Raw genomic sequence first — 26,162 nt, forward strand, 5'->3', positions numbered from 1 at the left:
ATTCACTGTCCCGTGGACAGCCTGTAAAGAAAGGATAAGCAAAAAAGGACGGTCACTCAAACAAACAATTTTTCGATTTGTTTTTCAACCTGTTCTTCTTCGGTGTGTTTGGCTAGGGACAATTCTTTTACCAGTAAACTTTTGGCGGTATCGAGCATTTTCCGTTCACCATAGGACAGTTCTTTGTCTTCTTTCAAGAGAAAAAGGTCACGTAAAACAACTGCTACCTCAAAGACAGAACCCGTTTTTATTTTTTCCATGTAATCGCGGTAACGACGGTTCCAAGTCTGTGCATTGATCTTGATATCACGTTCCTTGAGGATGCCGATGACCTCTGTTACCTCATCGTTTGAGATAATAGCACGAAGCCCAACATTATCACTGGTCGCGGTCGGAATCATGATAGTCATGTCATTATCTAAAATTTTCATGACGTAAAAACTCTGATCAACACCACCAATTGTCTGTGTTTCTATGGCCTGAATCAGCCCAACACCATGTGCAGGATATACAGCCATATCGCCTTCTGAAAACACGTTGATCCTCCAAATAAGATAGAATGCAGGATATGCACTAAGAATGAGTGTGTATCTTAATGAACATAAAATACTATATTACCATATTTTTCCTGAATAGGAAAGTACGGAGCTACGAATGTACTAATTAACCTACCGTCCACGAAAAGCTGGGAAAACTCGAAGGCATCATTCGTCAGGATTTATTCTTTTTTGGCTCTGCAATTAATCAAGTTCATACAGGGCCCAATACCCTGTTTCAGAAAAATATCAACTGCATCAACTACTATGGATGCTCTGTCATCTATTATTTTTTGCTCAGACTTGGAAAACCCAGATAAAACATATTTGTCCACAGGTTGTTTTTCAACACCACTTTCAATCGTCGGTCTGCCTACACCAAATTTTATACGACTTATTGCTGTGGATCCAAGATGTTGGGCAATAGATTTAATCCCATTATGTCCACCCGCGCCACCTTTTGCAACCACTTTTATCCTGCCGCAAGGGAGATCTATATCGTCATGGATAACAAGCAAGTTTTGCAAAGGGACATTGAAATAATCGACAAATTGACGCACACATGCACCTGACAAATTCATATATGTCTGCGGCAGTAAAAATAAAACCTGGTTCGTTGCAATGCGATGTTTGCAATATCGCCCCTGCATTTTGGTTTTATCAATATGACAATTGTTCAACCGGGCAAGATGTTCCAACATCATAAACCCGATATTATGGCGGGTTGTTTGGTATTTGGGACCGGGATTACCTAGTCCGACAAGCAGGTAAGGAGAAGCCATGAACAAGGCAAATAGAAGAGAGCCGGTAGGTTCCTACCGGCTCAGCTATACGAAGAGTTCGCTGTCAGCAAAAAAAACTAATAAACAACAACACAGGTTACATTAGGTTTTTCAAGCATGGTCAATTTCTCGGAAACCGGCAAATCACCATAGGTGACACCCGCGCCACCCTGCTCTAAAGGTGTAATATCAACCTCAATGGTATCCGGTACATCAAGGGGGCAACCACGGAGCTTAACATTACTCCTAAAAACATTAAGTTCACCGCCCAAATCAACACCCTTGGCTGTACCCACATAATCAATAGGCACAACAAACTCAAGTTGCTGGTCCAGCTCAATCTCTAGAAAATCAACGTGCACGATGCTGCCGGACACCGGTTCCTTTTGAATCTCTTGCACGATTACATAGCGTTTATCTTTACTATCGCCATCTATCACAAGGGTGACGACTGCGTTACGTCCTTGGACGAAAAGTAATTTTTTAAAGAGTTCACCGGCGTCAACCTGCAAAGAAACAGCCTCGCCGCCACCACTATATAAATTTGCCGGTGTCGTATTATTCATCCGCAACTGGCGCATAGGTCCTTTGCCAAAAACCGTGCGTATCGCCGCTGCCATATCGACTTGTAACATGGAAAGCCTCCCCCTTACTTCCGGGTTGATATAAAAAAATATTTACGTTTAACTATACAAAAAGATAGCTGACGGAGTCTTCATTATGAATCCTTTTGATTGCTTCGCCAAGCAATGCACCAACCGACAGCACTGTAATTTTTTCACACTCCTGCGCTTCCTGTCTCAAAGGGATGGAATTAGTCACCAACAGAGACTTAAGACTTGAGGCATTTATGCGATCTATGGCAGGACCGGACAAAAGAGCATGGGAACAACAGGCGTGCACTTCTTTTGCCCCTTTTGCCTTTAAAATCTCGGCACCGCCGCAAAGTGTTCCTGCTGTATCCACCATATCATCAAGCATAATGGCCGTCTTACCGGCGACATCGCCAATAACATGCAATGCTTCACATTCGTTAGCTTTCTCTCTTCTCTTATCCACTATTGCCAACGAAGCATCAAGTCTTTTCGCAAAAGCTCTTGTGCGCTCTACGCCTCCAGCATCGGGAGAGACAAGCACAACATTTTCAAATTTATCTCTGATATACTTCAACAAGATGGGTGCAGCATACAGATGATCTACAGGTATATTGAAAAAACCCTGAATCTGACCGGCATGGAGATCCATACTTAAAACTCGCCTGGTTCCTACCGCCGTCAGCATCTCTGCAACAACTTTAGCTGTAATAGGTACCCTTGGCCTCACTTTACGATCCTGCCTTGCATATCCGTAATAGGGCAAAACAGCAGTAATCCGTCTAGCAGAAGCACGACGGAGCGCGTCAACCATAATGACGAGTTCCATCAGGTTATCATTGACAGGCGGACATGTGGGCTGAATCACAAAGACATCGGCTCCACGAACATTTTCACCTATTTCAACAGAAGTCTCACCATCAGAGAATTGCTTCACTTCTGCTGCCCCTAGGGGCATGTCAAGATAGTTACAAATTTCTTCAGCAATAGCCGGATTGGCATTCCCTGTAAATATTTTCATTATATTGGGCATAATGTATTTCTCGCGCGAAGCTACCGGACACCAATCCGGCGAGAGGAAAATATGGTGGCAAGCACCTAGGGATACTCAGAAAAATAGACTGGCTGGGGCGGAGGGATTCGAACCCCCGAATGCAAGGATCAAAACCTTGTGTCTTACCGCTTGACGACGCCCCAACCTTTTTGCATTATTTTTCTCAATACCAAACTTAGGCGAATGGAGAGGTAACAAAGACCGAACCATATTGTTTATTAAAAAAGTGACAACATTCCTGCGCCCGCTGACGGTCTTCAAATACTGCAAAAACCGTTGGCCCGGAACCAGACATCATCGCAACCAGTGCTCCGTGAGCTACCAAGTCTTCTTTAATGCCCTCTAATTCGGGATGCATGCGAATTGTCACTTGCTCTAAATCATTCAGTAACGAAGCGTATGGAAACACCTGGCGAGCAACACTCTCTTGCCATGCGTGCCTCCACAACTCGATACGCGAGTCGGCAACAATAAGACTTTTTCTATCACTTGTCAATATAAAATTTTCATAGACTTGCTTAGTCGACACAGAAAAACCTGGATTCACCAAAACAATGGAAAGATCTTTAAAGCTGGCAATAGGGTCTAATAGCTCGCCAATCCCTTCCGCCCAACATGCGGCACTGCGGTCAACAAAAAAAGGTACGTCCGCACCTAATTGCAGCCCCATGCCTGCAAGTTCCCGTTCGGAGAATAAATCCGCAAAAAGCGAATTAAGCCCCAAAAGGACAGCAGCGGCATCACTGCTCCCCCCTCCTAGACCTGCTGCAATGGGAATTTTCTTCACAAGAGTGATATCTACCCCACACACAGAAGTGCTGAGTCGCGCTTGTGCTGACTGCAAAAAAATCTGTGCTGCTCGGTAGGCAAGATTTGTATCATCTGCAGGTAGCACATTATCGGGGCAATGCAGGATAATTCCGCTGGAATCGACTAGACGCAGCTCCAGATGATCATACAAAGTCACCTTTTGCATTAAAGAAGCAATGGTATGATACCCATCCGCTCTTTTGCCGGTCACCTTGAGAAAAAAATTTATCTTTGCAGGCGCCTTTATTTGAATAGATGCGGAGCACTCCATACTTTACCCTATTGCCACCTTTACGGACGGGGAAGACTCACAAATTTCATTTTTAAATCATACAGCACTCTGGTCAAAAGCTCCTGTTCGTCGACTTCAAGGTTACCTTTTGTTTTTTCTGCAAGCAGACCAAGAGTATCTATGGTGTGTTTAGCTAAATCGCTGTCAACAACCTTCTCACCGCTCTCCGGGTGGGGCAACTCTCCCATGTGAAACAAGGCTGACGTGTTTAACGAGAGTATAAACGAGGTAAACGTAACCTGTGGCATGACACAACGCCCGGCTTCATTCTTTACCATCCCTTCGGGACATTCATCGCAACTAGAAAGATTTTCAATCATATTTCACTCTTCACTCTTTTTTCCTTGTATCAGCCGGCAAGAAACACGTCCCCCCAGCGTCATCCACCTTTACAGCAACAACATCACAGTATAATGCCATTACCGGCCTCTCACAACATATAAAATATATTGACAGGACTAACACAGCTTCAACCTGCTCTTGCCTGGCAGCCAGTCACCGCTCTTATTGCTCAGGTCACGTTTATCGATAAAAGCTAACAATACGCTGAAATACTTTTGCATAATCACTAAAATTCCACGCCGACCGGCTCCCTTTTTACCGGCGATAGAATCCCAACAAAACACAAAAAAAAAAATCCTTGTACCTTCCCCTTGAAGATTCACCGGTGAAGAGCTATATGTTAAGTCTTTTATTTGTCGCCGAGTATAGATAAAGAAACTCTTTTGATTGAAAATCAGACAATCAAAGCATTGCATGCAATAATAATTCTTCAGAACACAAACGATTCCATGCATCACATGTTATTTTTACTTGCGCCTCATCCTTTTTCACCTATACCCATTTAACATAATCAGGAGTCCCCCCATGGTAGATGTTCGCGTTCGTTTTCCCCCAAGCCCAACTGGTTACCTGCATATTGGCGGAGCCCGAACAGCTTTAATCAACTGGCTTTTTGCCAAAAAACACAATGGGAAACTCATCCTTCGCATTGAAGACACAGACACGGAACGTTCGACTCAAGAATCCATCGACGGCATTCTTGAAGGACTACGCTGGCTCGACCTGGATTGGGACGAAGGCCCTTATTTTCAAACAGAATTCGCCAACGACCATGTACAGGCCGCTCAAAATCTCCTTGCCGGCGGGAACGCCTATAAATGCTTTTGCACAAAAGAAGAGCTTGATGAAAAACGAGAACAAGCCCTTGCCCAAAAAACAACCGTCGGCTACGACGGTACCTGCCGAAACCTCACTCCGGAGCAAGTTACCGCCAAAGAACAACAAGGCATTCCCTACGTGATTCGCTTCAAGGTACCGAAACGAAAAGGAACCCTCGTTTACCACGATAAAGTACTTGGAACTATTGAAAGAGCATACAGTGAAATTGAAGACTTTGTTATTGTCCGCTCCAACGGGAAACCTCTTTACTTGCTGTGCAATGTTGTGGATGATATTCGTGACCGAATTTCGCATGTTATAAGAGGGCAGGACCACATGACCAATACCACCCGTCAAATTCTTTTATATGAAGCGCTTGGTTCGCCCCTGCCCGTTTTTGCACACATGCCGTTAACCCTTGATCTCCAGAAACGGAAAATCTCTAAACGGAGCCATGGTGAAGTGGTCGCCGTTCAATTTTACAGAGACAAAGGTTTTCTCCCCTGGGCCTTGTGCAATTTCCTCTGCCTGCTTGGCTGGAATCCAGGAACCGAACAGGAGTTCTTTTCCCGTGAAGAGCTTATAGAGGTCTTTACTTTAGAAAGAATGAGTAAGGTCAATTCGGTTTTTAACTACCGTCCCGGTGATCAAAAATTTTTCACTGACCCAAAACTTATCGCAATAAACGAGCATTACCTGCGAACCATCGACACAGAGGTCCTTGGCCAACTGGTTGAAGAAAAATTGAAAGCTTGCGAACTCTGGGACGATTCCTATGCAGCAGAAAGGCGTGACTGGTACCTGGCCACCCTGGACTTGATCAAAGACCGCTTTCATACGCTTAACGACTTTGCGTCTCTGGGCAGAGCATATTTTTCAGACAGCTATGATATCGAAGAAAAACCATTGAAAAAAAATGTCCTTAAACACCCTGACCTGGTCCAATGGTTCAAAGAGTTAAGCAAAAGATTTGCCGACCTTTCCACATTTAATCAAGAGACCGCCGAACAGACCACAAGAGAACTAGCAGACGAACTAGCTATTAAACCAGGAATCCTTATCAACGGGATGCGTACGGTACTTACCGGCCAGTTAGCTGGTCCTTCCATGTTCGACATACTCACCACCCTTGGCCAAGATAAGGTTGTAATGAGGTTGAGTGACATCAGCCGTCTCTATCCATCTACCTGAAAAAAAGGCTCTCATTTACACATGAACACAGAAACGCCCAAAACCGACAAGCCGCTGGACTTTATCCGTCAAATCATTGCTGAAGACATAGCCACTAAAAAACACGAGGAAATCACCACCCGCTTTCCACCAGAGCCCAACGGTTTCCTGCATATTGGCCACGCCAAATCCATATGCCTTAATTTTGGAGTTGCCGCCGAAAACAACGGTACCTGCCATCTCCGTTTTGACGACACCAATCCGGACAAAGAATCCACCGAATATGTTGAAGCAATAAAAAGAGATGTCCACTGGCTTGGTTATGACTGGGGAGAACACCTCTATTATGCATCAGATTACTTTACCCAACTCTACAACTTTGCAGTTAAGCTGATAGAAATGGGAAAAGCCTATGTCTGCCACTTAAGCGGTGAGGAAATGCGAACGTATCGGGGCAATCTTACCGAGCCAGGTAAAAAAAGTCCTTACCGGGACCGGAGCATTGCCGAAAACCTGCAACTGTTTGAGCAGATGCGCAACGGTGAATTTGATGAAGGAGCCTGTGTGCTTCGTGCCAAAATCGATATGGCATCGCCTAATTTCTTAATGCGCGATCCAGTTCTGTACAGGATCATGAAAACCAGCCACCATCGAACCGGCGCCAAGTGGTGTATCTATCCAATGTATGATTTCACCCATTGCCTGTCGGATATGCTTGAGAATATCACTCACTCCCTGTGTACTCTGGAGTTTGAAAACAACCGTCCACTCTACGACTGGGTGCTGGACACTCTACAAACACCCTGCCACCCCCAGCAGATTGAATTTGCTCGACTCAACATCAACTACACGGTTACCAGCAAACGAAAACTACTTGAATTAGTTGAGAATTCGCTGGTGTCAGGATGGGATGACCCCAGGATGCTCACCCTGTCAGGACTTCGCCGTCGGGGGTACACCCCTGCCTCTATCCGCGCTTTTTGTGAAGGTATAGGGGTTGGAAAAAGAGAATCCTGGATAGACATGGGCATACTGGAAAATGCGATCCGTGACGATCTTAATACTAACGCCCCTCGAGTTCTGGGCGTTCTTGACCCTTTAAAAGTCGTTATTACCAACTATCCGGAAGACTCAACGGAAACACTGGAAGCATTAAATCATCCCCAAAATAATCAAATGGGCAAACGCATGCTCCCATTTTCCAGGGAACTGTTCATCGAACGTTCCGACTTTATGGAAAATGCACCTAAGAAATTCTTTCGCCTTTCAGAGGGCAGAGAAGTTCGGTTGCGGTATGCTTATTTGATTACCTGCGCAAAGGTTATAAAAGACGAGAACGGAAAAGTCGTAGAATTACATTGCACCTATGACCCAGAGAGCCGCGGGGGAAATGCGCCTGATGGTCGTAAGGTAAAGGGTACCATTCACTGGGTATCTGCAGCCCACTCCCTGCAGGCTGAGGTGCGGCTGTACGACAGACTTTTTACCGAGGAATTCCCGGACGCTGACAAAGAAATACCATTCAAGAATTTTTTAAACCCCGACTCACTGCAAGTACTGACCGATTGCCGCCTTGAGCCCAATCTTGCGAATGCGTCAGCCAGCGACAGGTTCCAATTCGAACGTCAAGGGTATTTTTGCATAGACAGTGAAGACAGCTCGGCGCAACACCTGGTGTTTAATCGCATTGTCACATTACGCGACAGCTGGGCTAAGCTTGCCGGAAAAAAATAACAGCTGAAATAAAGCCACATTTTCTTTTTGCTAACCAAATAATCACTACTCACACAAGATCCTCGCCATGACCATCGTCAATCTCAGAAAAATGTCGATAAACCAAAGCGGTACCATTTCTGCAGTTCGAGCGGGCGGTGAGTTAGGCCGCCGGATCAGAGAAATGGGCTTAGTACCTGGTAGCAAAATTACCATAAAACAACGGGCACCACTCAACGACCCCGTCGCCTTACGGGTGATGGGCAGCACCTTGACCCTCCGCAATAATGAAGCGGATTTTATTGAAGTCGAGATTTAACTCGCCTCGTGCTTTCCGGAGGCCGGCTCCGTCTAGAGTCCAGCGTCCACAATCCAATCCCAATCGACCGGATATAGTTCCTCTATCCGGTCACTCTCCAAAGGGAGGGGGAAATATCCGGTGTGACTTCTACAACAAGCACCTCCACCTATCCAAAAGTGTTCTGCTCACAGTAAACCCTTTCCCACTTCTTCACGATAGCCTTCTTCTGTGAAATACGATTAGCTATTCGCACGCGATAAAGACACGCTCAAAAGTAGCATCACAGGCACACCATCACCTTCGCAACCTATACGCATGTCCAAAGATTTACTTAAGCATGCCTTGGCCGGCTCAAGACTCGTGGCGATTGGACGAAAAGATAATGATAGCAGATGAGCTTTAATATCGCTCATCAACACTTTTACCATTGGCAAAGTTGTTGACAGTGACCAATGTTTGGTGTACCTAACACATGTATTTTTTACTGAAAGCATAGTTGCAGGATATAAAAAATCAGGTGAAACAGTTCACTGCCTGCATACTTCTTTTAAAGCACAACCTTGTAGAATATACAGCGCATGAAAAACAACCGCTTCCAAAAAACATGCTGTTTTTTTAACGGTGTTAAAAAGCGATGCATGAAGGGAAAGAAAAGAGGTCATTGTTCCACTTCTTACCCGCTGCATGAAGCATGCTCATGTAGCAAGCTGAAAGTATGCTCAATCAGCGGTGATCGACAAACATGTGCCCAAATGGCCAACCTTGGCCTCACCCCTGGTAAAGAAATAGAATTATTATGCAAAGGCGGCGGCAACCAATGCATGGTAAAAATTAACGGCGGAACCATCAGCTTAGACGACATTTCAGCTGCCAATATCCAGGTGGCACCGGTGTAAAAACGCTTCCCGCCGCAAGACACAAGTTCTTTCTCCACAGGACGCAAAAAACATGCAGCGCGTTATTGTTTTTATTATCATCAGCTTTGCAGTACTCTTCATTGTCCGTAGAATCTGGAAAATATTTACATCCCAGACGACAGGCCACTGTGGAGGCAGCTGTTCATCCTGTAATAACGACGGCGAGAGCTTACCCAACGTCCACGCTTGTAACAAAAAAACAAACCATTAAAATCATGCTGCAAGCTCAGGCAACCATCCCATCTTCCTGCGTAGACATATACGTTAACATATTGCAATATCTGCGTAGTGCGCTGCAATAGCACCCCTTTATAAACGATTCAGCCCCAACCTTCTGACTTTCAGGAACCCTTCCCATGGACACAGTTATCAATATTGCGCTGGCTGGAAATCCCAATGCCGGAAAAACAACGCTCTTCAACTACCTGACCGGTTTGCGTCAACATGTGGGGAACTATCCTGGTATTACGGTTGAACATATACAAGGATGCTGCCTCCATAACCAACAAGGGCTCAGCATTGTTGACCTGCCCGGCACCTACTCGTTAACAGCATACTCTTCAGAGGAACTTGTTGCCAGGGACTATCTGATCAATGAAAAACCGCAAATCGTCATCAACATTGTTGATGCATCTAATCTTGAACGAAACCTGTACCTTACCTGCCAGTTTCTAGAACTGGGAATCCCCCTGGTTATCGCTCTCAACATGATTGATGTTGCTGAAAATAGGGGTTTGCTTGTAGACGCAGAAAAACTGAGTGAAATTTTGAAAGTACCGGTAGTACCCATTGTCGCCCGTTCAGGCAAAGGGGTGGACCACCTGCTTGATACCGTCATCGCAGCCACGCAAAGCGGAGTAACTCCTGAACCGGCATTTCTCAGGTATGGCTCAGATATTGATGAAGCTCTTAGCGAAATGGTTCCCATTATCAATAAACATGCTCTGCTGACAGACATATATCCGGCTCGTTGGACCGGGGTTAAACTCCTGGAAAACGATGAGCAGGTCTACGAAAAATCAACTGCTGTCAATCCTGAAGCGACACAAGAGCTCAAAAAATACTGCGCCCAAGTGACCGGCCATTTGCAGCAAACCGCAGGTGTCTACCCTGAGGCTGTCATTGCCGACCATCGCTATGGGTTTATTAAATCCATCATGCGACAGCATATCGTTACCGAAAAATTTGTAGGGGACAGGCTCTACACCTCAGACCGAATCGATAAAATAGTGACCCATAGAGTGCTGGGCCCGTTAATCATGGCTTCGATCCTTTTTGGACTCTATGCATTTACCTTCAGCTCCAGCACCTTTCTGGTCGAACTGTTTGCCTCTTTTTTCGCCTTGCTGAGCAGCACGGTGGATTCCGTATTAGCGGACGGCCCCCTCAAATCCATGCTTATTTCAGGAGTCATAGATGGGGTTGGGGGCGTGCTTGGTTTTGTTCCCATTATTATGTTCATGTTTTTTGGCATCGCAATCCTGGAGGACAGCGGATATCTGGCCAGAGTAGCCTTTATGATGGATCGTATCTTCCATGCTTTTGGCCTCCATGGATCTTCGGTGATGCCATTCATCATTTCCGGCGGGATCGCCGGAGGATGTGCAGTACCGGGAGTTATGGCGACCAGAACCCTTCGTTCGCCAAAAGAAAGGATGGCAACCCTGCTGACCGTGCCATTCATGAATTGCGGAGCAAAGCTGCCGGTACTAACGCTGCTTATCGGGGCCTTTTTTGCCGATCATCAAGCTCGATATATGTTTCTTGCAACCGTTATTTCCTGGATCGTTGCCTTGTGTGCAGCTAAATTTTTACGAATGACTGTCCTTCGCGGAGAATCAACCCCCTTTGTAATGGAGCTGCCTCCTTACCGGTTTCCAACCATTAACGGACTTGTTATCCATACCTGGGAAAGGACATGGCAATATATAAAGAAGGCAGGAACAGTCATTCTTGGCATCTCAGTCCTCTTGTGGGCAATGATGACCTACCCAGGACTCCCCGAAGACCAAGTCACATCCTTTGCACAAAAACGTCAGCAGATCATTCAACAATCCGATCAACCCGCAGGTGAGCCTACCACCAAAGCCTTGCATGCACTCAATGCGGAACAAGCTGCGGCAGGCCTGAGACATTCCATCGCCGGTCGTATCGGCATTGCCCTCGAACCTGCCAGCCAACTAGCTGGCATTGACTGGCGCACAAACATAGCTCTGCTTGGTGGCTTTGCCGCAAAAGAAGTCATTATTTCAACTCTTGGCACGGCCTATTCCATAGGTGATATTGCCACCGAGGAGCCTACCTCTTTAACCCGGCGTCTTGCAAGTGATCCTGCATGGAATCCGGTTGTTGCCCTGGCAGTGCTTCTGTTTATAATGTTTTACGCTCCTTGTTTTGTAACAGTCATATGTATTGCCAAGGAATCAGGATCCTGGAAATGGGCTTTTTTTTCAATGGCATTCAATACCGCGTTTGCCTTTATAATGGCAGTGACTGTGTATCAAATAGGAATGCTGCTCAACCTGGGATAACCTATTGAGGTGTACTTTGCGACATGCCACCACTGATTAGGGTATGAAACAAGCAGAAAATAAGGGCTATTTGTTCAATGCAGATGGCCCTTATTTTATGGTTTGTATGATCCAAATCGCTCCAGTACATCCTGCATCTGCTCCGCAGACAAAAGAGGCGGAGGGCCTATCTGTAAGGCCTGGACATACATTTTTGCAAGTGCCTCTATTTCGATTGCCAGTGGCAGCAAATTTTCAAGATCTTTGGTAAAACAAACCATTCCGTGATGAGCCAAAAGGCAGGCGCGTCGTCCTTGCAGGGTAAGTAACAGGGAATCGGAAAGTTCCTGGCTGCCAAAGGGGGCATACGGCGCCAGTGGAATACTATCTCCACCAGCAATCGCCACCATATAATGAAAAGAAGGGATAGGCTTCTCCAGGCAGGCCAGAATCGTGCACCACGTGGCATGGGCATGAAGGATACAACCTATGTCAGGGTGCTCGACGTACAGGTCCCTATGCATCCGCCACTCTGTAGACGGCTTGCGGATGCCGGAACACTGTCCCGCCATATCCACCAAAACCATATCCTGTGGCTGACACTGCTCATAAGGAAGAGCTGAGGGGGTAAGCAAAAAACCTTTCCCGCTTCGAACACTCAGGTTGCCGGAAGTTCCCTGATTCAAGCCACTGTTATTCATGGCCATTGCAGCTGCTATCAGCTGCTCACGCAGCTCATTCTCAGACATCATTTCTTTTCCGGATAAAGGGCAAGTAAACCTTCACTGTTTGCCTCCGCAACGCCCCGTTCTGTAATAAGCCCGGCAACCAAATGTGCGGGGGTAACATCAAAGGCCGGGTTATAGGCACATGTTCCCTGGGGGGCGATTTCAACCGACTCTACGGTGCCGGCCCCGCTCCTCCCCTGGACAAACAACACTTCTTCTGTGCCCCGCTCTTCGATGGGGATATTTTTCACTCCATTCCCTGTCGCCCAGTCTATGGTTGAACCGGGCAAAGCTACATAAAAAGGAACATTGTTGTCTGCAGCAGCCAATGCCTTAAGATACGTTCCGATCTTGTTGCACACATCGCCGTTTGCTGCCGTCCGGTCTGTTCCCACGATGCAGAGATCCACCATACCTCGCTGCATCAGGTGTCCCCCTGCATTATCAACCACCAGGTGATGATCAATTCCTGCTGCCTGCAATTCCCAGGCCGTTAGGTGGGCCCCCTGATTTCGCGGCCTGGTCTCATCCACCCAGACATGAACTGGAATTCCAGCTTGAGCGGCCTTGTACACAGGCGCCAGTGCTGTCCCCCAGTCTACAGTTGCCAGCCACCCGGCATTACAGTGGGTAAGTATATCTACCCGCCCTTGCCGCTGCTTCTGCTGCCAAATACGTTCGATAATAGCTGCGCCATGATTGCCGATTGCCTTGTTAACCTCGCAATCTTCTTCGCAGAGCAGCGCAGCCTCCTGATAGGCATACTCAAGCCAGTCCTTTGCCGAATGTTTACTCAGCAAGGTGTTTAACCGCTCGACCGCCCACTGCAAGTTGATCGCCGTGGGCCTACAGCTGATCAGACGCCGACTGATTTGTTCAAGCTGATTTTGTGTGCATTGCTCACGGAGCCCGAGACAGATACCATAAGCAGCAGTAGCGCCGATTAACGGAGCCCCTCGTACCTGCATATCTGTAATAGCAACAATGGCATCTTCCACAGTGGCAAGGGAGTGGATAACAAATTCGTGAGGCAATTTTGTCTGGTCAATTATATTGACGCTTCCCCCTTCCGTTTCCACCCAAATGGATCGAAAACTTTGCCCGTTTACCAGCATATCATTTACTCATTGGAAAAAGAGTTTTAAAAGAATGGCAACTATTCAGCATCACCTTAACTCTCCACGATTTGCCCGGCCAGTATACCGATGTATCGAAACGAGACTTATCTGCTACATTGGTCAGCTCGTGAACATTTGGAGCACGACTGAATAGTTACAGTTCGGGGTAGATTGGCATTTTTTAGATCTTCGCTGAATGGTTACCAATAATATAAACCACGCGCTTCCCCTATTGCCCTGACGATGGGATCAGCTCGGGGGTCCAAAAGATGACCCCCCGCCCTTCGGCTTCCTCCCAAAAACTCGGCCCATCCCATTCCCTTGTTTGATCCAGATAGCCATCATGGATGACTTTCATAGTGATCTTACTCGTATTCTCCAGCTGCTTTTCGCTAAACTGGTGTACGCCTCGCAGTGGGGTATTACCGAGATAAATCCATTTGCCGGCGCATGGCAAATCTTTGCCCGACGCCTGATACACGACATGGGATCCTTCAGGTTCCGAGTTCACTTTGAAACGTACGGTAGCTGTTTTGGAAGAACAACCAGATATAACCAGCGTGGTTAGAGCTACCCCGAAAAGCAAACATTTGGCAATGGTGGTCGAAGAAATACTCTTTTGTCTATTCATTACTTCTTGTTCCTTTTAATCAAATCAACAATAATAGGCTGCGCTTCTTGCTCGGCGTCTTCTCTTGTCTCATGTCTCGTATTAACCCAAAAGGAGGTAATCTCCTCCCTATAACCTGCCTTGCGCAACTGCACGGTCACATATTCCGCTTTACCTTCTTCAGCCTCCCAGAAAACGACCAACGGGGTATGGGTATTTCCCAATGTTGCATCATCCTTGAGATTGACGACTTCTGCTCCGGCAGGATTACTTGTGAACTTTACGGCCCCGTATGTTTTCTGTTTAGCACAACCAGACAGAGCAACGATGATAGCAAGACCGGCAATACCCAAAAAACACTGGATCAACTTTCTTTTACACATTTTTTCCCCTTCACCCTAAGAAATACATTTATTTATTTGCGATATAAGCTTTTTATCAGGCAACACTACCTAACCACTGATTACAGGGTCAAGTTATATTTGTTAAGAACACCCAAATCCTTGCTAATACATTAGGGTGTCTTAAAGAATTTGTATTTCCATCAAGACCAAGGCGTGACTTTTTTTCAAACGCATGTATCCACCTGATATTCTGATGATTATCAGACATCACAACGTAGAGCTTAGCAAAAAAAAACATTTTTCAAGGTACCCATTTGCCTTTATCTCTTCTTTTCGTTTTTTTTACCCGAGAGAATGAAGATTACTATTGCCTTTTTCAAAAATTCAAATTTTTATACATTTTTACCCATTGATTAAAAAATTTATATTTGTTAACTAAGTAATTTTACCTATCGCACACCATTAATCTGTTATTTGGCTTTCTACGCAAGCATGGACCACCGACTACAAGCTCTTGACAACCTTAAAATATCAGGAAACTTACCCAGCATGCCCCAAGTGCTGGTTCAGCTTATTGATATCTGTCATGCGCAGGAAATCGATCTGCAACAAGTCATTCAAGTTGTTACCAAAGACGCACCTTTAAGTGCAAAAGTCCTTCAATTAGTGAATTCTGCTTTTATTGGCAGCCGAAAAAATTTTACAGACGTGGCCCAGGCAATTGTTTTTTTAGGCGCAGATGTCATTAAAAATCTTGCCATCAGTGTTTCTGTTCAGCAGGTGTTTAGAAGGGTCGAGACCAACGGCCTGCTCTCTCTGGACAGATTCTGGCATCATAGTTTTCAAACGGCACTGCTTGCGCAAAACATTGCTCAAACAACCTCATTCCCGTCCACTTCTGAAGCCTATCTGGCAGGCCTGCTCCACGACATAGGAAAGCTCATCTTATGGATGGCCTTTCCTGGTCAGTATGCGCCACTTTTATTAAAAGGTGTTCGTTGTCACGACGCCAGACTGGCATTTTTGGAACAAGAAAGATTCGAGATCGACCATTGTGAGGCCGGAGGATGGCTCTGCGACCAATGGCAACTCCCCTCCATTCTATCCGACGCAGTAAGATATCACCATCATCCGGTTGAAGAAGTGGCACAAGCTCTCCCACTGACCAAAATTATTGCCCTTGCTGATCTTTTAAGCCATGGAGACCCTCACGATAGAGATATTATTGACACAGCAGGACGCCTTTTACACATTACCTCTTCACAGCTGGAAATTATCACACTTGATGTGGAGGAACAGGTCACCCTCATTGCAGACGAATTTAATATTCGTATTCCCTCTTCTACCAAATCTTCCATGGAAAAGGATAAAGAGAGCGAAGAAGTGCACAAACAGGTCTCTTTAGGGCTTATCAATCGGGTCCGTGACATTAGCCAACTCACAGGCCCTCTTGAAGAACTGCTCAAAGTGGAAACCAGAGACCAGATGATGCTTGTCATTGAGCAAAGCCTAAAAATTCTTTTCAATGAAAGCAACTGTCTCTTTTTTACCTGGTCCAATCATGACAACACGCTCCTTCAAGGCCAAGTTTCCCCAAAAAATCATCTCTTCGGTACTGTTGACCAATTTACCTTCAAGGTAACCCCTGAAGGTAGCAGCCTGCTAGAGAGGGCTGTCAGTAAAAAAAACCTGATTCATTCATTCAATAGCTCAGACGAACAACCAAGAAAATTGAGCCTGCTTGACCAACAATTGCTCCATCTCTTCAACAAGGATGTATTTTCAGCAGTACCAATGGTCTACAATAATGAAGTGCAGGGACTGCTCATCATTGCCTTCCAACAAGAGGACCAAAAACGTTTCCTCAGCCAATTAACCCCTGTCCACATTTTAGCCCAGCATGCTGCTATTGCTCTCTACCTGGAACAGCTTCACCTTCGACAGGCGGAACAGTTAGTGCAAGAACGAATTAATGCAGCCTCTCAGCTTGCCAAAAAAGTAGCCCATGAAATAAACAACCCTGTTGCAATTCTTAAAAATTATACGCAAATCCTCAAAATTAAAAGTCAAAGCGGAGAGGCTATTGATGCCGAACTGGTCATCATAGACGAAGAATTAACCCGTATCGGTAGCCTAACGGAACAGTTGCAGGATCTAGCAACAGAACAAACAGATCGTCATGTCAAGCCAATAGAAATCAATACACTTCTTGCCAACATTCTCCATCTGTATACGGCATACCCGGCAAACAAGCACTCGGCTGAAATTTTATTTACCCCGGATGAGGCCACACCAATGGTCATAGCCAACGAGGATAGCATCCGCCAGATAATGATGAATCTGATCAACAATGCAATGGATGCGATGAGCGAGAAAGGAACTATTGAAGTTACGACTGCAAAGGTAGCAGACAAAGCGATCATTACAGTTGCCGATAATGGTCCAGGCATCTCGGAACAGGCTCAACAAGAAATGTACACACCGGGATACACCACTAAGCACAACGGCCATTCAGGCCTGGGACTTGCGATCATTAAAAAACTGACAGAAGAGATGGGAGGATCAATTATGTGCCAAAGTAGTCATCAAGGTACAACATTTAGTATCTCGCTCCCTATCAACAAGTGATATCGCCCGTTTTCAATATTTGACATGTTTTTAATTGGACTTCTCTTTCAAAAACAGTTTCAATATTATAAGTGTCTACAAAACAGATTGTTTTTTTTTACAACTTCCCTAGGCTTCATATTGATCAACACGGTCTCCATGACCAGCATATTAGCATGTCATCAATACAAAGGTATCGACAATGACGGTAATAACCCACCATCCACATACGGTTTTTCACTCTCGTCAGTCTCTCATCATTTTGCCTCCAAATAAATAGCTTTCCTTTTGTAAGCTCACCTATGGGACATTCTATACTAATAATCGATGACGAACCTAACTTCTGTAAAAGTCTAGAGGTTTTGTTTGCAGCAGATGGTTACAAGATAGAAACCGCTATTTCCGGTAAAGAAGGACTCTTCCACCTCGACAACTTTGCGTTTGATGCAGTTCTTATCGACATAGGTCTTCCAGACATATACGGTATTGAACTGGCAGCCCATACTATACAACAGCACCCAGAAGCGGCTGTCGTAATGCTCACAGGCAGTGCCACTGTTGAAAATGCGGTTGAAGCACTTCGCCATGGTGTGTACGATTTTCTACGAAAACCCTGTGCTCCAGACAGCATTTTACGAACAATTGCCCGTGGAATAGAGCACAAACAACTAGAAAAGGATCTCAAAAACAGCGAAAAACGATTTCGCCAACTCTCACAGGCGACATGGGAAGGTATCATTCTCTACGACAAGGGCACAATGCTTCAGGCAAACAACCAACTGTGCGAAATGTTTGGCTACAGTGAGGATGAATTACTTGGCAAACAGGTATTTGATGTGTTGCTTGACCGCGACTCCATCCAGACCCTGCACCTGCAAACTGACCCAGATACCATCGGCCCCTTTAAAGCCAGTGGTATCAAAAAAAACGGCGAACAATTTCCGGTTGAAATCAGGGTAAAACATATCGATTACCAGGCACAACAAATGCAGGTTGCAGCCATCCGGGATGTGACGATCAGCGAACTTGCCATGCAGCAAAAAATAAACCTTCAGGAACAGCTTGCCGATGCAAAGCGTATGGAGTCTCTTGGGTTGATGGCCGGCTCTGTGGCACACGATCTTAACAACATACTTGCCGGCATTATCACCTACCCTGAGTTGCTCCTTTTAGACCTGGATGATACTTTTAAATATCGTGAAGAAATCACCATGATTCGCGATGCAGGGAAACGGGCCGCAGCTGTCGTCGATGACCTGCTCACAGTCGCCCGCGGTGCCACCTGTAAAAAAGAAATTCAAGATATCAACACCATTATCACAAACTATTTCAGTTCAGTTGAGTACAATACCATTCGGCAGCGCTTTCCTGATGTGACCATAGAATCCTACCTGGATGATAAGCTACACCATGTAACCTGTTCGACCATGCACGTCTCTAAATCAGTCATGAACCTGGTACTGAATGCAGCTGAGGCGATCCAAACAAAGGGTTCTGTTACTGTATCTACAAAAAATATCCATCTCAAAGAGGTGCATAAAGGATACGAAACCATTGAAGCAGGCAATTACACCGTCATCAATGTAGAGGACACAGGATCCGGTATTTCTCCAACAGATCTTAAAAAGATCTTCAGCCCTTTTTACAGTAAAAAAATCATGGGCAAAAGCGGAACAGGTTTAGGCTTAGCTGTCGTCTGGAACACCGTCCATGACCATGGCGGCTATATCGATCTGGTAAGCAATAAAAAGGGTACCCTCTTTTCTCTCTACTTTCCTGCAAGCAGTACTCTTTGTGAAACACCCCAGCGATCTTTTGATAATTCTACCCACAAAGGGAATGGGCAACGTATCCTTGTTGTGGATGACCAGAAAAGCCAGCGCGAAATTGCCATGAGACTGTTATCCCACATGGGCTATAAGCCCTATACGGTGTCTTCAGGTGAAAAAGCGATCGAGTTTGTAAAGAATAACAAGGTTGATCTCGTCATCCTGGATATGCTCATGGAGCCAGGCATAAACGGATGCGAAACCTATCGCCTTATCCTGGAACACGCACCAGAGCAAAAAGCAATTATTACAAGCGGATACTCTACAGCCACAGATATGCACCAGGCCAAAGAACTTGGAGTAACCCAATTCGTTAAAAAACCTTATTCACTCCAAGACCTTGGTGACGCCCTCCAGCAGGTCCTCCCCGGGCTGCCCCTATACACCTGAGAATCTCCCCTCAAAAAACCTCGTACATTACCAATCATTTGACTTTAACGGGGTAAAGCAATACCTTTTTTAGATATTTTGTAAAATAAGTACCACCCATCCAACCACCCCCACTTAAACGAAACAAAATGATCAAAAAAATATTCTCATTTATTTGGCTGCCTTTTCATTGGTTTTGGAAATTGCTCTCAGCCGGGATGGCCGTTTTTGCAAGCTTGCTTTTTTTAGCCTCTTTATTTCTTGTTGTTACCACTCTTTTTTATCGACCTGAAGTAACCATGCCCGATGACGCGGTATTGATCTTTGCGCCGGAGGGAGACATCGTTGAACAACGCTCCCCCATCGACCCAATGGCACAAGTAATCAATAATCTTTCGGGTGTACCGGTAGAAAAAGACATTCTACTGCAGGATGTCCTAGATTGTATCTATACGGCAGCTGACGATTCCAGAATAAATGTACTGTTTATAGCCCCTGACCGACTGGGAAAAGTCGGGCTCAACCAAATAAAGGCCATCGGCAAGGCTGTAGATTACTTTAAAGCAGCAGGAAAAAAGGTTGTCGCCGCTGGCGACAATTATAATCAGGCGCAATATTACTTAGCATCCTGGGCTGATGAAATTTACCTGAACCCCATGGGTGGATTGCGCATCCAAGGTTTCCGGGTATACCGCCTCTACGCGAAGGAACTTCTTGAAAAACTGGCAATTGATTTTCATGTTTTCCGCGTTGGTACATTCAAATCCGCCCTGGAACCCTTCACCAGAAACGACATGTCACCAGCCGCCAAAGAGGCTAACAAGGTCTGGCTGGATGCGTTGTGGGAAATATATAGTCAAGACATTGCTACCCACCGAAAAATGACAAGCCGACAATTCAAATATATAATCGATAATCTGCCGACCTACCTCGAGCAAAGCAAAGGAGACCGCAGCCAAATGGCCCTGCAAGCAGGGCTTATCGACGGCATTAAAACCAGGCAGGAATTGCTCGCTTACCTTTCTGAACTCTCCAACGTTCCGCCTGATTCATCAAAAAAATTCCCCCAAATAAGCTATAAAAATTACCTCCAGTCAATTACGCCTTCCTACGCCCCCGCCCCGGAGAAAAAAGACAATGTGGGCATCATCACGGCTACCGGCAATATAATGTATGGCAAAGGCGCTGTTAATCAAATTGGATCTCAATTATTGATCGAACAAATTCGTCAAGCCAAAAAAGACAATAATATAAAGGCACTTGTTCTACGAATATCCACCGGTGGCGGAAGCGCTATGGCTTCAGAACTGATCAGGCAGGAGCTACTCTCGTTCCAACAAACAGGTAAACCAGTGGTTGTCTCCATGGGTTCTATGGCTGCTTCCGGCGGCTACTGGCTAGCTGCCGATGCTGATCTCATTATTGCTTCACCTGTTACCTTAACCGGCTCGATAGGTATTTTCGGCGCTATTCCAACCGTCAACAATACACTTAAAAAAATAGGCGTATATGGTGACGGTATAGGCACCAGCAAAACTGCTCTTTTCGGCAATCCAGTCTCTGCGATGTCGACTGCGGAAAAGTCCTACCACCAACTCAGCGTTGAAAACGGATACCGTCAATTTCTTTCCATCGTTTCCCAAGGCAGAGACATGTCCTTGGACAAGGTAAAAATGATAGCTGAGGGAAGGGTGTGGGATGGTAAAACAGCAATGCGCCTGGGCCTGGTAGATCAACTAGGCAACCTGGATAAAGCCATTAAAGAGGCTGCCAAGTTAGCAGGCATAGATGAAAAAAATGCGGTTTATGTCGCTCCAAGACCCAGCAGTCTACTCATGATTTTCAGGCAACTTGGTAACTTCATCAACACTCATGCCGGCCTTCATATAAGCTCAGCACAGATTCCGAAAATTTTCCGTCAGGCAGTTGGCGGCCAATGGGAGATTCTCACATTGGGCTTAAGCTCAGACCCCGGTGACCTCTACGCTCATAGTCTTTTTTCAACAGCGGCATTTGCTTTTTAAAACTTCACCTGCTATTTATGAGTCTGTTGATTTAATAGGATTTTCGTTCAAGATCGAGGCATGTTGTAAAAATAACCACAGGCATATAACTGATATCGGAGTCTACGCTTACCTCCGAGGATTATTTTTTCAGCATAACGAGGTAAGCGTTAGACTCCGAGAGATTGGGCGAAAAGACAGTAAATCAACTGGCTCAGTTGTAACCATCAATCTTTATAAAAAAATAGAATGGAATGGCAGCCTGCCCATTACACCAATCCCTATCCCCAAAGGGTCACTTACAGCACCGGCAGAGCGGGCATATTTCTCCCACTGTGGCATGTATGCCAGTGGCGGCAAGCTTGCAAGCCCATCAAACCTAACTTTTTGGAGTCTCTATGCGCCACCTAGTCGTCTTACTGACCTTTATCTTCCATGTCACCGGCTCCCCTCTTTTCGCCCAGCCATCCCCTGTAATGGTTATATCCGGCAACCCCGAGGCCCCACCTGTCGCATGGAACAAACAAGGTAAACTCCAAGGCGTTGGGCCAAAGCTGGCAACAGACATCCTCTCTCAACTCAACATACAATACTCCATCCAACCAGCCACTGACTGGCTCCAGGTACAGCAACAACTTGTCGCAGGTGAAGTCGACTTGATTGTCTCTGCATACAAAAATAAAAAGAGAGAGCAGCATATGGTGTTTTCGGCCCCCTACCTCGAGAGCCCGGTTGTAGCGGTCGTGAAAAAGGGAGACCGTTTTATCTGTAACTGCTGGGAGGATATGATAGGCAAAAAAGGCGTTGCCGGCCGGGGAGAGAGCTTTGGCGACGATTTCGACGCGTACATCAAAGACAAGCTCGATGTGACCTATACTCCCTATCAACGGGCATTTGAAATGCTCGAAGAAGATACAGCAGACTACCTGATCATAGATCTTTATCCTGCTATTATTTATTCAAAACTCCTTATGGTCGAAGACAAAATTGAGTTCATGGAAAAACCCATCGTAATGCAACAGCTACACATGGCAATATCCAAAAAATCACCCTACCTGGATCAACTCCCAGCAATCAACAACCAGTTAAAGCAACTGAAGGCAGCAGGAAAAATAAAAAAACTGGCTATTGATCAGTACAACAGCTGGCACAAAACATTTAAAGAACGCCAGCATTTTTACGCTAAGGCCCAAAAAAATGCCTCCGATGCCCAGGCAACTTTCAACGCTGAAGCAAGGGACCGGGGCCTTGACAATCTTGCCCGTTTTATTGAAGAGGGAAGACCTTATATGGAAGGCGGGACAGGTCACTGATTACCTGCAGACAGGGCTTCTCCTATAAAGGATGTGCCCTGAAAACGAAAGGGACTGCCTGGTAGTAGTCCCCTTTCTTGCTCATTCATAACAGCAAAAAAACTAACAAGCACGAAGCAGATTGCCAGAGAGGATCCTCGACTTACCCTTTCACAACTGCAAGCGGTGAAAGCTCGACCACTATCTCGACCAAATCTTTTTGGTTGTTCATCACGCTCCCGATATCTTTATAGGCGCTGGGAGCCTCATCTAAATCCCTTTTGCTCCTCAGTCCGTGCAAAATACCCTTCTTTTCAAGCTTGGCTATTTCCTGCTGCAGGTCCAGGCTGCGCTGGGCTTGTTTCCGGCCAAGAACGCGTCCAGCCCCATGAGAACACGATGAAAAGGAATCAGGATTCCCCAGCCCGCGGACAATATAGCTTGTACTACCTTGAGATCCGGGAATAATCCCCAGCTCTCCAGCAAATGCTCTGGTCGCCCCTTTGCGATGAACCAGGACCTGTTGGCCAAAATGGTTTTCTTTTGCAGCGTAATTATGGGCGACATCCAAAGGGGGGTGAAATTCTTCACAGCCCGTTACCTCACTCACAATCCATTGAATCCGGCGCATCATCTCTTGCCGGTTGGCTCCGGCAAAGGCAACACAATAGTTCATCTCTGCCATATATAGCACACCCTCCTTGCTTTCCACCCACAGAGCAGCGAGCTGCCACTGTTTCGGCACCTTTAAGCCGGCATCAACATTTATTTTTTGGGCCAACTTATTGTAATAGCCTGCAACCTTGTATCCAAGATTCCTGCTGCCGGAATGGACCATTAGCCAGATATGGTTATCACTCCCACGCTGCAACTCAATAAAATGATTTCCACCGCCAAGAGTTCCAACCTGGTGCCTCCCACTTTCATATTCCCGTACGATAACAGGCAATTCTTTTTCGACCTCCATATCCGCTAAAGGCGGCATAATCGAATGCGGTCGGGGGGTAAGGTGATGCTTAAAACCAAGGGGAATAGCTCTGCGTATCGAGCCTACAATCCTTTTCAGCTGATCAGTGGTTGCCTCTGTAATACCGGTTTTAACCGCACACATGCCACAGCCAATATCTACCCCCACCGCATTGGGAACAACAGCCCCTTGAGTGGCCAGCACCCCACCTATGGGCATGCCGTAACCGACATGGGCGTCGGGCATAATAGCCACATGATGAAAGGCAAACGGCAGGTTGGCAAGATTTTTTGCCTGCTGCAACGCATCCGGATCAAGATCATCAAGCCAAAGCAAAAGTGGTATTTTTTCAGATTCTATTCTCTTTTTCATGGAGAGCACTTGCTGATTTTACGTAGAGGTTTATAGTGCAACGCTACTGCATTAGCTCAATCAATCCAGCAAACATTTACCTTCCTTAGATCAGGCGACAGAGTCTATGACCGCAGAAAACATGTTTCTCGACTTATGGACCGGATTAGGCTGGCCCCTTATCCGGTTGCTCTTTTTCATCTCTGTTGGGCTAATGATAGCTAATTTGATCGAAGCTCTCAACTGGACAAGAAAAATAGCTTTTCTTGCCAAACCATTGACACGCTTCGGTCACCTTTCTTCTTTGACCGGTGCGTCCTTTTCCATGGCCTTTTTTTCCGGGGTGGCAGCAAATACCATGTTATCGGAAGGGTACGAAAAGAAAACCATCACCAAAAAAGAGCTCATCCTGGCAAACCTGTTTAATAGCCTCCCTACCTATTTCCTCCATCTCCCAACTACTTTTTTCATTACCGCCCCACTTATCAAGGGTGCGGCTGTCGTATACGTCGGCCTGACATTTGGGGCAGCCATACTGCGCACGTTAGTTATTACCCTCCTCGCCCACTTCCTCCTTCCAGCCAAAAACGTTGCCGGTGAGGAATTCAAGCGGGCGGAAACAGCCACGTTTAAAAGCGCCCTTGCAAACACACTGAAAAGATTTAAAAAACGTATAAAAAAAATTATTCGTTTTACAGTACCTATTTATACACTTTTTTATTTCTTTAATCAGTTCGGTCTCTTTACCCTCCTTGAACAATTCATGGCCGAGCGCTTCACCTGGCTTGCCTGGCTCTCCCCTCAGGCAATGTCAATTATAGTTTTACATGTGGCAGCTGAATTTTCAGCCGGTCTCGCTGCAGCTGGTGCCATGCTTGCAGATGGCACCATGGAAACCCGAGAAGTGATACTCGCTCTGTTAGTAGGTAATGTCTTATCTTCGCCAATTCGTGCGGTGCGGCACCAATTTCCTTATTATGCAGGCATTTTTAAACCAGCCTTGGCCACCCAGCTCATCTTCTTCTCGCAAAGCTTCCGCACATTGAGCATAGCCGGCATGGCGCTACTCTACTTTTTTATCAGTTTGTAGACTTTCACACCAGCCTCGTGATAAAATAGCAGAAAGACACCTAAAAAAAACAACTACCCCTCCCCAAAAAGTAGGAGCAAGGAATGGAAAAAACAGTAATGGTGGCCATTGATGGGTCTGTATACAGTTCGAACAGCCTGGACTATCTGATAAAAATATTCGGAAACGAAAGCAGCTTTCATATACACCTGATCAGTGTCGTTCCTGCAGGCGGATCCGGTCAAGACTGGATGTTTGACGTTGACCCGTTACGCCAACAATCCCCTATCACCGAAAAACGCTCCCGGGTGGCGAACCGCTATCTGAAGGATGCCAAGGCAAGACTCGTCCGTAACGGTTTTTCCAAGGAGCAGGTCAGTTACAGCACCCAAATCTCTTCAACATCCATCTCGACAACCCTGCATCATGCAGCCCACCAGGGGCAATACGACTCCATCCTCATAGGCCGCCGTGGGATCGGCACTGTAGGCGGCCTTTTCTTCGGCAGCACCTCTGCGGATTTCATCGAAAAATGTCATGAAATCCCGATGTGGATTATTGATGGAGAGGTTATATCCAAACGATTCCTCCTCGCAGTGCAGAGCCAACCGGAATCACTTATGGCAGCAGATCACCTCGCCTTTATGCTCCAGGATCATCCTGAGGCAAAAATCTGTCTCTATCACTCCAACAGTATGTTTGGCAGGCAACAACCGGCAAAGCCGGAACATTTTCACTCCCAATGGGGAAAACAATGGTGTGAGCAATATCTGGATTTGGAAAACTTTCTTTTCTATGCCCATGCTCAGGTGTTGATTGATAACGGCGTCCCAAAAAACCGCATTTCTCAACTACCGGCGCAAATGCATCTTGACGTAGGGGCGGACTTGCTTCGCCAGGCAAAAAAGCACAACTGCGGGACAATCGTCATCGGTCGCCGAGGTCGACAAGGAGGAAAGGGCCTGCTGAAAGGTGTCTCTGACCGAACAGTGCAGCAGGCCCAGAACATCGCCATTTGGCTTGTCGGATAAAAGCG

Annotated in this window: 23 protein-coding genes and 1 tRNA gene; 12 read left to right on the forward strand and 12 right to left on the reverse strand. The window is 46.0% G+C overall.

Annotation, left to right across the window (positions count from 1 at the left end; all coding sequences use genetic code 11):
- Positions 1 to 56: 56 nt before the first annotated feature.
- From ACHZCY_RS00455 to ACHZCY_RS00485, 7 genes are all read right to left on the reverse strand, one after another.
- Positions 57 to 536: a CarD family transcriptional regulator gene (locus ACHZCY_RS00455; protein WP_319547454.1), complete on the reverse strand. Its 480-nt coding sequence runs from the start codon at positions 534 to 536 to the stop codon at positions 57 to 59.
- Between the two features lie 182 nt (positions 537 to 718).
- On the reverse strand, positions 719 to 1,318 hold the full coding sequence (gene pth / locus ACHZCY_RS00460) for an aminoacyl-tRNA hydrolase (protein WP_205220583.1): 600 nt from the start codon (positions 1,316 to 1,318) through the stop codon (positions 719 to 721).
- A 77-nt stretch (positions 1,319 to 1,395) separates the two neighbouring features.
- Positions 1,396 to 1,953 (reverse strand): 50S ribosomal protein L25, encoded by a 558-nt coding sequence (locus ACHZCY_RS00465; protein WP_205220584.1) that lies wholly within the window; start codon positions 1,951 to 1,953, stop codon positions 1,396 to 1,398.
- 52 nt (positions 1,954 to 2,005) lie between these two features.
- Complete coding sequence (locus tag ACHZCY_RS00470; protein WP_205220585.1) at positions 2,006 to 2,944, reverse strand: ribose-phosphate pyrophosphokinase; 939 nt, start codon at positions 2,942 to 2,944, stop codon at positions 2,006 to 2,008.
- Between the two features lie 89 nt (positions 2,945 to 3,033).
- Positions 3,034 to 3,108, reverse strand: a tRNA-Gln gene (locus ACHZCY_RS00475).
- 32 nt (positions 3,109 to 3,140) lie between these two features.
- Positions 3,141 to 4,046, reverse strand: a complete 906-nt coding sequence (ispE, locus tag ACHZCY_RS00480) for a 4-(cytidine 5'-diphospho)-2-C-methyl-D-erythritol kinase (RefSeq protein ID WP_319547455.1) — start codon at positions 4,044 to 4,046, stop codon at positions 3,141 to 3,143.
- 20 nt (positions 4,047 to 4,066) lie between these two features.
- Complete coding sequence (locus ACHZCY_RS00485) at positions 4,067 to 4,387, reverse strand: DUF1844 domain-containing protein (RefSeq protein ID WP_205220587.1); 321 nt, start codon at positions 4,385 to 4,387, stop codon at positions 4,067 to 4,069.
- 547 nt (positions 4,388 to 4,934) lie between these two features.
- Here ACHZCY_RS00485 and gltX point away from each other — a divergent pair.
- The 6 genes from gltX (at position 4,935) to feoB (ending at position 11,860) form a co-directional block, all read left to right on the forward strand.
- A complete protein-coding gene (gltX, locus tag ACHZCY_RS00490) occupies positions 4,935 to 6,419 on the forward strand; it encodes a glutamate--tRNA ligase (protein WP_319547456.1) in 1,485 nt (494 codons plus the stop codon).
- Positions 6,420 to 6,440: 21 nt separating this feature from the next.
- Positions 6,441 to 8,132: a glutamine--tRNA ligase/YqeY domain fusion protein gene (locus ACHZCY_RS00495; protein ID WP_319547457.1), complete on the forward strand. Its 1,692-nt coding sequence runs from the start codon at positions 6,441 to 6,443 to the stop codon at positions 8,130 to 8,132.
- 67 nt (positions 8,133 to 8,199) lie between these two features.
- Positions 8,200 to 8,430, forward strand: coding sequence for a FeoA family protein (locus ACHZCY_RS00500; RefSeq protein ID WP_205220590.1), 231 nt, complete (start codon positions 8,200 to 8,202; stop codon positions 8,428 to 8,430).
- A gap of 620 nt (positions 8,431 to 9,050) precedes the next feature.
- Positions 9,051 to 9,308 carry a FeoA family protein gene (locus ACHZCY_RS00505; RefSeq protein WP_205220591.1) on the forward strand — a complete coding sequence of 86 codons (258 nt, stop codon included), beginning with the start codon at positions 9,051 to 9,053 and terminating at the stop codon, positions 9,306 to 9,308.
- A 52-nt stretch (positions 9,309 to 9,360) separates the two neighbouring features.
- Positions 9,361 to 9,540: a FeoB-associated Cys-rich membrane protein gene (locus ACHZCY_RS00510; RefSeq protein WP_205220592.1), complete on the forward strand. Its 180-nt coding sequence runs from the start codon at positions 9,361 to 9,363 to the stop codon at positions 9,538 to 9,540.
- A gap of 145 nt (positions 9,541 to 9,685) precedes the next feature.
- A complete protein-coding gene (gene feoB / locus ACHZCY_RS00515; RefSeq protein WP_319547458.1) occupies positions 9,686 to 11,860 on the forward strand; it encodes a ferrous iron transport protein B in 2,175 nt (724 codons plus the stop codon).
- Between the two features lie 95 nt (positions 11,861 to 11,955).
- On the opposite strand, the gene ACHZCY_RS00520 is transcribed toward feoB, so the two are convergent.
- The 4 genes from ACHZCY_RS00520 to ACHZCY_RS00535 all read right to left on the reverse strand — a co-directional run bounded on the left by ACHZCY_RS00520 (position 11,956) and on the right by ACHZCY_RS00535 (position 14,678).
- On the reverse strand, positions 11,956 to 12,588 hold the full coding sequence (locus ACHZCY_RS00520; RefSeq protein WP_394713346.1) for a class II aldolase/adducin family protein: 633 nt from the start codon (positions 12,586 to 12,588) through the stop codon (positions 11,956 to 11,958).
- Complete coding sequence (gene mtnA, locus ACHZCY_RS00525; RefSeq protein ID WP_205220594.1) at positions 12,588 to 13,682, reverse strand: S-methyl-5-thioribose-1-phosphate isomerase; 1,095 nt, start codon at positions 13,680 to 13,682, stop codon at positions 12,588 to 12,590. Before mtnA ends, ACHZCY_RS00520 begins: the two co-directional genes overlap by 1 nt.
- Before the next feature lie 232 nt (positions 13,683 to 13,914).
- On the reverse strand, positions 13,915 to 14,316 hold the full coding sequence (locus ACHZCY_RS00530; RefSeq protein ID WP_205220595.1) for a hypothetical protein: 402 nt from the start codon (positions 14,314 to 14,316) through the stop codon (positions 13,915 to 13,917).
- A complete protein-coding gene (locus ACHZCY_RS00535; RefSeq protein ID WP_319547460.1) occupies positions 14,316 to 14,678 on the reverse strand; it encodes a hypothetical protein in 363 nt (120 codons plus the stop codon). The genes ACHZCY_RS00530 and ACHZCY_RS00535 overlap by 1 nt, the downstream gene beginning before the upstream one ends.
- A gap of 510 nt (positions 14,679 to 15,188) precedes the next feature.
- Here ACHZCY_RS00535 and ACHZCY_RS00540 point away from each other — a divergent pair.
- From ACHZCY_RS00540 to ACHZCY_RS00555, 4 genes are all read left to right on the forward strand, one after another.
- Positions 15,189 to 17,267, forward strand: a complete 2,079-nt coding sequence (locus ACHZCY_RS00540) for an HDOD domain-containing protein (protein WP_319547461.1) — start codon at positions 15,189 to 15,191, stop codon at positions 17,265 to 17,267.
- A 281-nt stretch (positions 17,268 to 17,548) separates the two neighbouring features.
- On the forward strand, positions 17,549 to 19,465 hold the full coding sequence (locus ACHZCY_RS00545) for a hybrid sensor histidine kinase/response regulator (protein WP_319547462.1): 1,917 nt from the start codon (positions 17,549 to 17,551) through the stop codon (positions 19,463 to 19,465).
- A 128-nt stretch (positions 19,466 to 19,593) separates the two neighbouring features.
- Positions 19,594 to 21,468, forward strand: coding sequence for a signal peptide peptidase SppA (sppA, locus tag ACHZCY_RS00550; RefSeq protein WP_319547463.1), 1,875 nt, complete (start codon positions 19,594 to 19,596; stop codon positions 21,466 to 21,468).
- A gap of 377 nt (positions 21,469 to 21,845) precedes the next feature.
- Complete coding sequence (locus ACHZCY_RS00555; protein WP_319547464.1) at positions 21,846 to 22,760, forward strand: substrate-binding periplasmic protein; 915 nt, start codon at positions 21,846 to 21,848, stop codon at positions 22,758 to 22,760.
- 142 nt (positions 22,761 to 22,902) lie between these two features.
- Here ACHZCY_RS00555 and ACHZCY_RS00560 read toward each other — a convergent pair whose 3' ends face one another.
- The gene (locus ACHZCY_RS00560) at positions 22,903 to 24,078 is read right to left on the reverse strand and encodes an RtcB family protein (RefSeq protein WP_319547465.1); all 1,176 of its coding nucleotides are present in this window, start codon (positions 24,076 to 24,078) and stop codon (positions 22,903 to 22,905) included.
- Between the two features lie 106 nt (positions 24,079 to 24,184).
- Between ACHZCY_RS00560 and ACHZCY_RS00565 the strand changes: the two genes are divergently transcribed.
- Positions 24,185 to 25,147 (forward strand): hypothetical protein, encoded by a 963-nt coding sequence (locus ACHZCY_RS00565; protein ID WP_205220602.1) that lies wholly within the window; start codon positions 24,185 to 24,187, stop codon positions 25,145 to 25,147.
- A gap of 83 nt (positions 25,148 to 25,230) precedes the next feature.
- Positions 25,231 to 26,157, forward strand: a complete 927-nt coding sequence (locus ACHZCY_RS00570) for a universal stress protein (protein WP_205220603.1) — start codon at positions 25,231 to 25,233, stop codon at positions 26,155 to 26,157.
- Positions 26,158 to 26,162 lie beyond the last annotated feature (5 nt).

Origin of the sequence: Desulfogranum marinum (assembly GCF_963675105.2) — a bacterium.
Taxonomy (GTDB): domain Bacteria; phylum Desulfobacterota; class Desulfobulbia; order Desulfobulbales; family Desulfobulbaceae; genus Desulfogranum; species Desulfogranum marinum.

What these genes read in the sequence shown, in the direction of transcription:
- pth (WP_205220583.1), bottom strand. Translation starts at nt 1,318, where the DNA reads ATGGCTTCTCCTTACCTGCTTGTCGGACTAGGTAATCCCGGTCCCAAA.
- ACHZCY_RS00465 (WP_205220584.1), bottom strand. Translation starts at nt 1,953, where the DNA reads ATGTTACAAGTCGATATGGCAGCGGCGATACGCACGGTTTTTGGCAAA.
- ACHZCY_RS00470 (WP_205220585.1), bottom strand. Translation starts at nt 2,944, where the DNA reads ATGCCCAATATAATGAAAATATTTACAGGGAATGCCAATCCGGCTATT.
- ispE (WP_319547455.1), bottom strand. Translation starts at nt 4,046, where the DNA reads ATGGAGTGCTCCGCATCTATTCAAATAAAGGCGCCTGCAAAGATAAAT.
- ACHZCY_RS00485 (WP_205220587.1), bottom strand. Translation starts at nt 4,387, where the DNA reads ATGATTGAAAATCTTTCTAGTTGCGATGAATGTCCCGAAGGGATGGTA.
- gltX (WP_319547456.1), top strand. Translation starts at nt 4,935, where the DNA reads ATGGTAGATGTTCGCGTTCGTTTTCCCCCAAGCCCAACTGGTTACCTG.
- ACHZCY_RS00495 (WP_319547457.1), top strand. Translation starts at nt 6,441, where the DNA reads ATGAACACAGAAACGCCCAAAACCGACAAGCCGCTGGACTTTATCCGT.
- ACHZCY_RS00500 (WP_205220590.1), top strand. Translation starts at nt 8,200, where the DNA reads ATGACCATCGTCAATCTCAGAAAAATGTCGATAAACCAAAGCGGTACC.
- ACHZCY_RS00505 (WP_205220591.1), top strand. Translation starts at nt 9,051, where the DNA reads ATGAAGGGAAAGAAAAGAGGTCATTGTTCCACTTCTTACCCGCTGCAT.
- ACHZCY_RS00510 (WP_205220592.1), top strand. Translation starts at nt 9,361, where the DNA reads ATGCAGCGCGTTATTGTTTTTATTATCATCAGCTTTGCAGTACTCTTC.
- feoB (WP_319547458.1), top strand. Translation starts at nt 9,686, where the DNA reads ATGGACACAGTTATCAATATTGCGCTGGCTGGAAATCCCAATGCCGGA.
- ACHZCY_RS00520 (WP_394713346.1), bottom strand. Translation starts at nt 12,588, where the DNA reads ATGTCTGAGAATGAGCTGCGTGAGCAGCTGATAGCAGCTGCAATGGCC.
- mtnA (WP_205220594.1), bottom strand. Translation starts at nt 13,682, where the DNA reads ATGCTGGTAAACGGGCAAAGTTTTCGATCCATTTGGGTGGAAACGGAA.
- ACHZCY_RS00530 (WP_205220595.1), bottom strand. Translation starts at nt 14,316, where the DNA reads ATGAATAGACAAAAGAGTATTTCTTCGACCACCATTGCCAAATGTTTG.
- ACHZCY_RS00535 (WP_319547460.1), bottom strand. Translation starts at nt 14,678, where the DNA reads ATGTGTAAAAGAAAGTTGATCCAGTGTTTTTTGGGTATTGCCGGTCTT.
- ACHZCY_RS00540 (WP_319547461.1), top strand. Translation starts at nt 15,189, where the DNA reads ATGCCCCAAGTGCTGGTTCAGCTTATTGATATCTGTCATGCGCAGGAA.
- ACHZCY_RS00545 (WP_319547462.1), top strand. Translation starts at nt 17,549, where the DNA reads ATGGGACATTCTATACTAATAATCGATGACGAACCTAACTTCTGTAAA.
- sppA (WP_319547463.1), top strand. Translation starts at nt 19,594, where the DNA reads ATGATCAAAAAAATATTCTCATTTATTTGGCTGCCTTTTCATTGGTTT.
- ACHZCY_RS00555 (WP_319547464.1), top strand. Translation starts at nt 21,846, where the DNA reads ATGCGCCACCTAGTCGTCTTACTGACCTTTATCTTCCATGTCACCGGC.
- ACHZCY_RS00560 (WP_319547465.1), bottom strand. Translation starts at nt 24,078, where the DNA reads ATGAAAAAGAGAATAGAATCTGAAAAAATACCACTTTTGCTTTGGCTT.
- ACHZCY_RS00565 (WP_205220602.1), top strand. Translation starts at nt 24,185, where the DNA reads ATGACCGCAGAAAACATGTTTCTCGACTTATGGACCGGATTAGGCTGG.
- ACHZCY_RS00570 (WP_205220603.1), top strand. Translation starts at nt 25,231, where the DNA reads ATGGAAAAAACAGTAATGGTGGCCATTGATGGGTCTGTATACAGTTCG.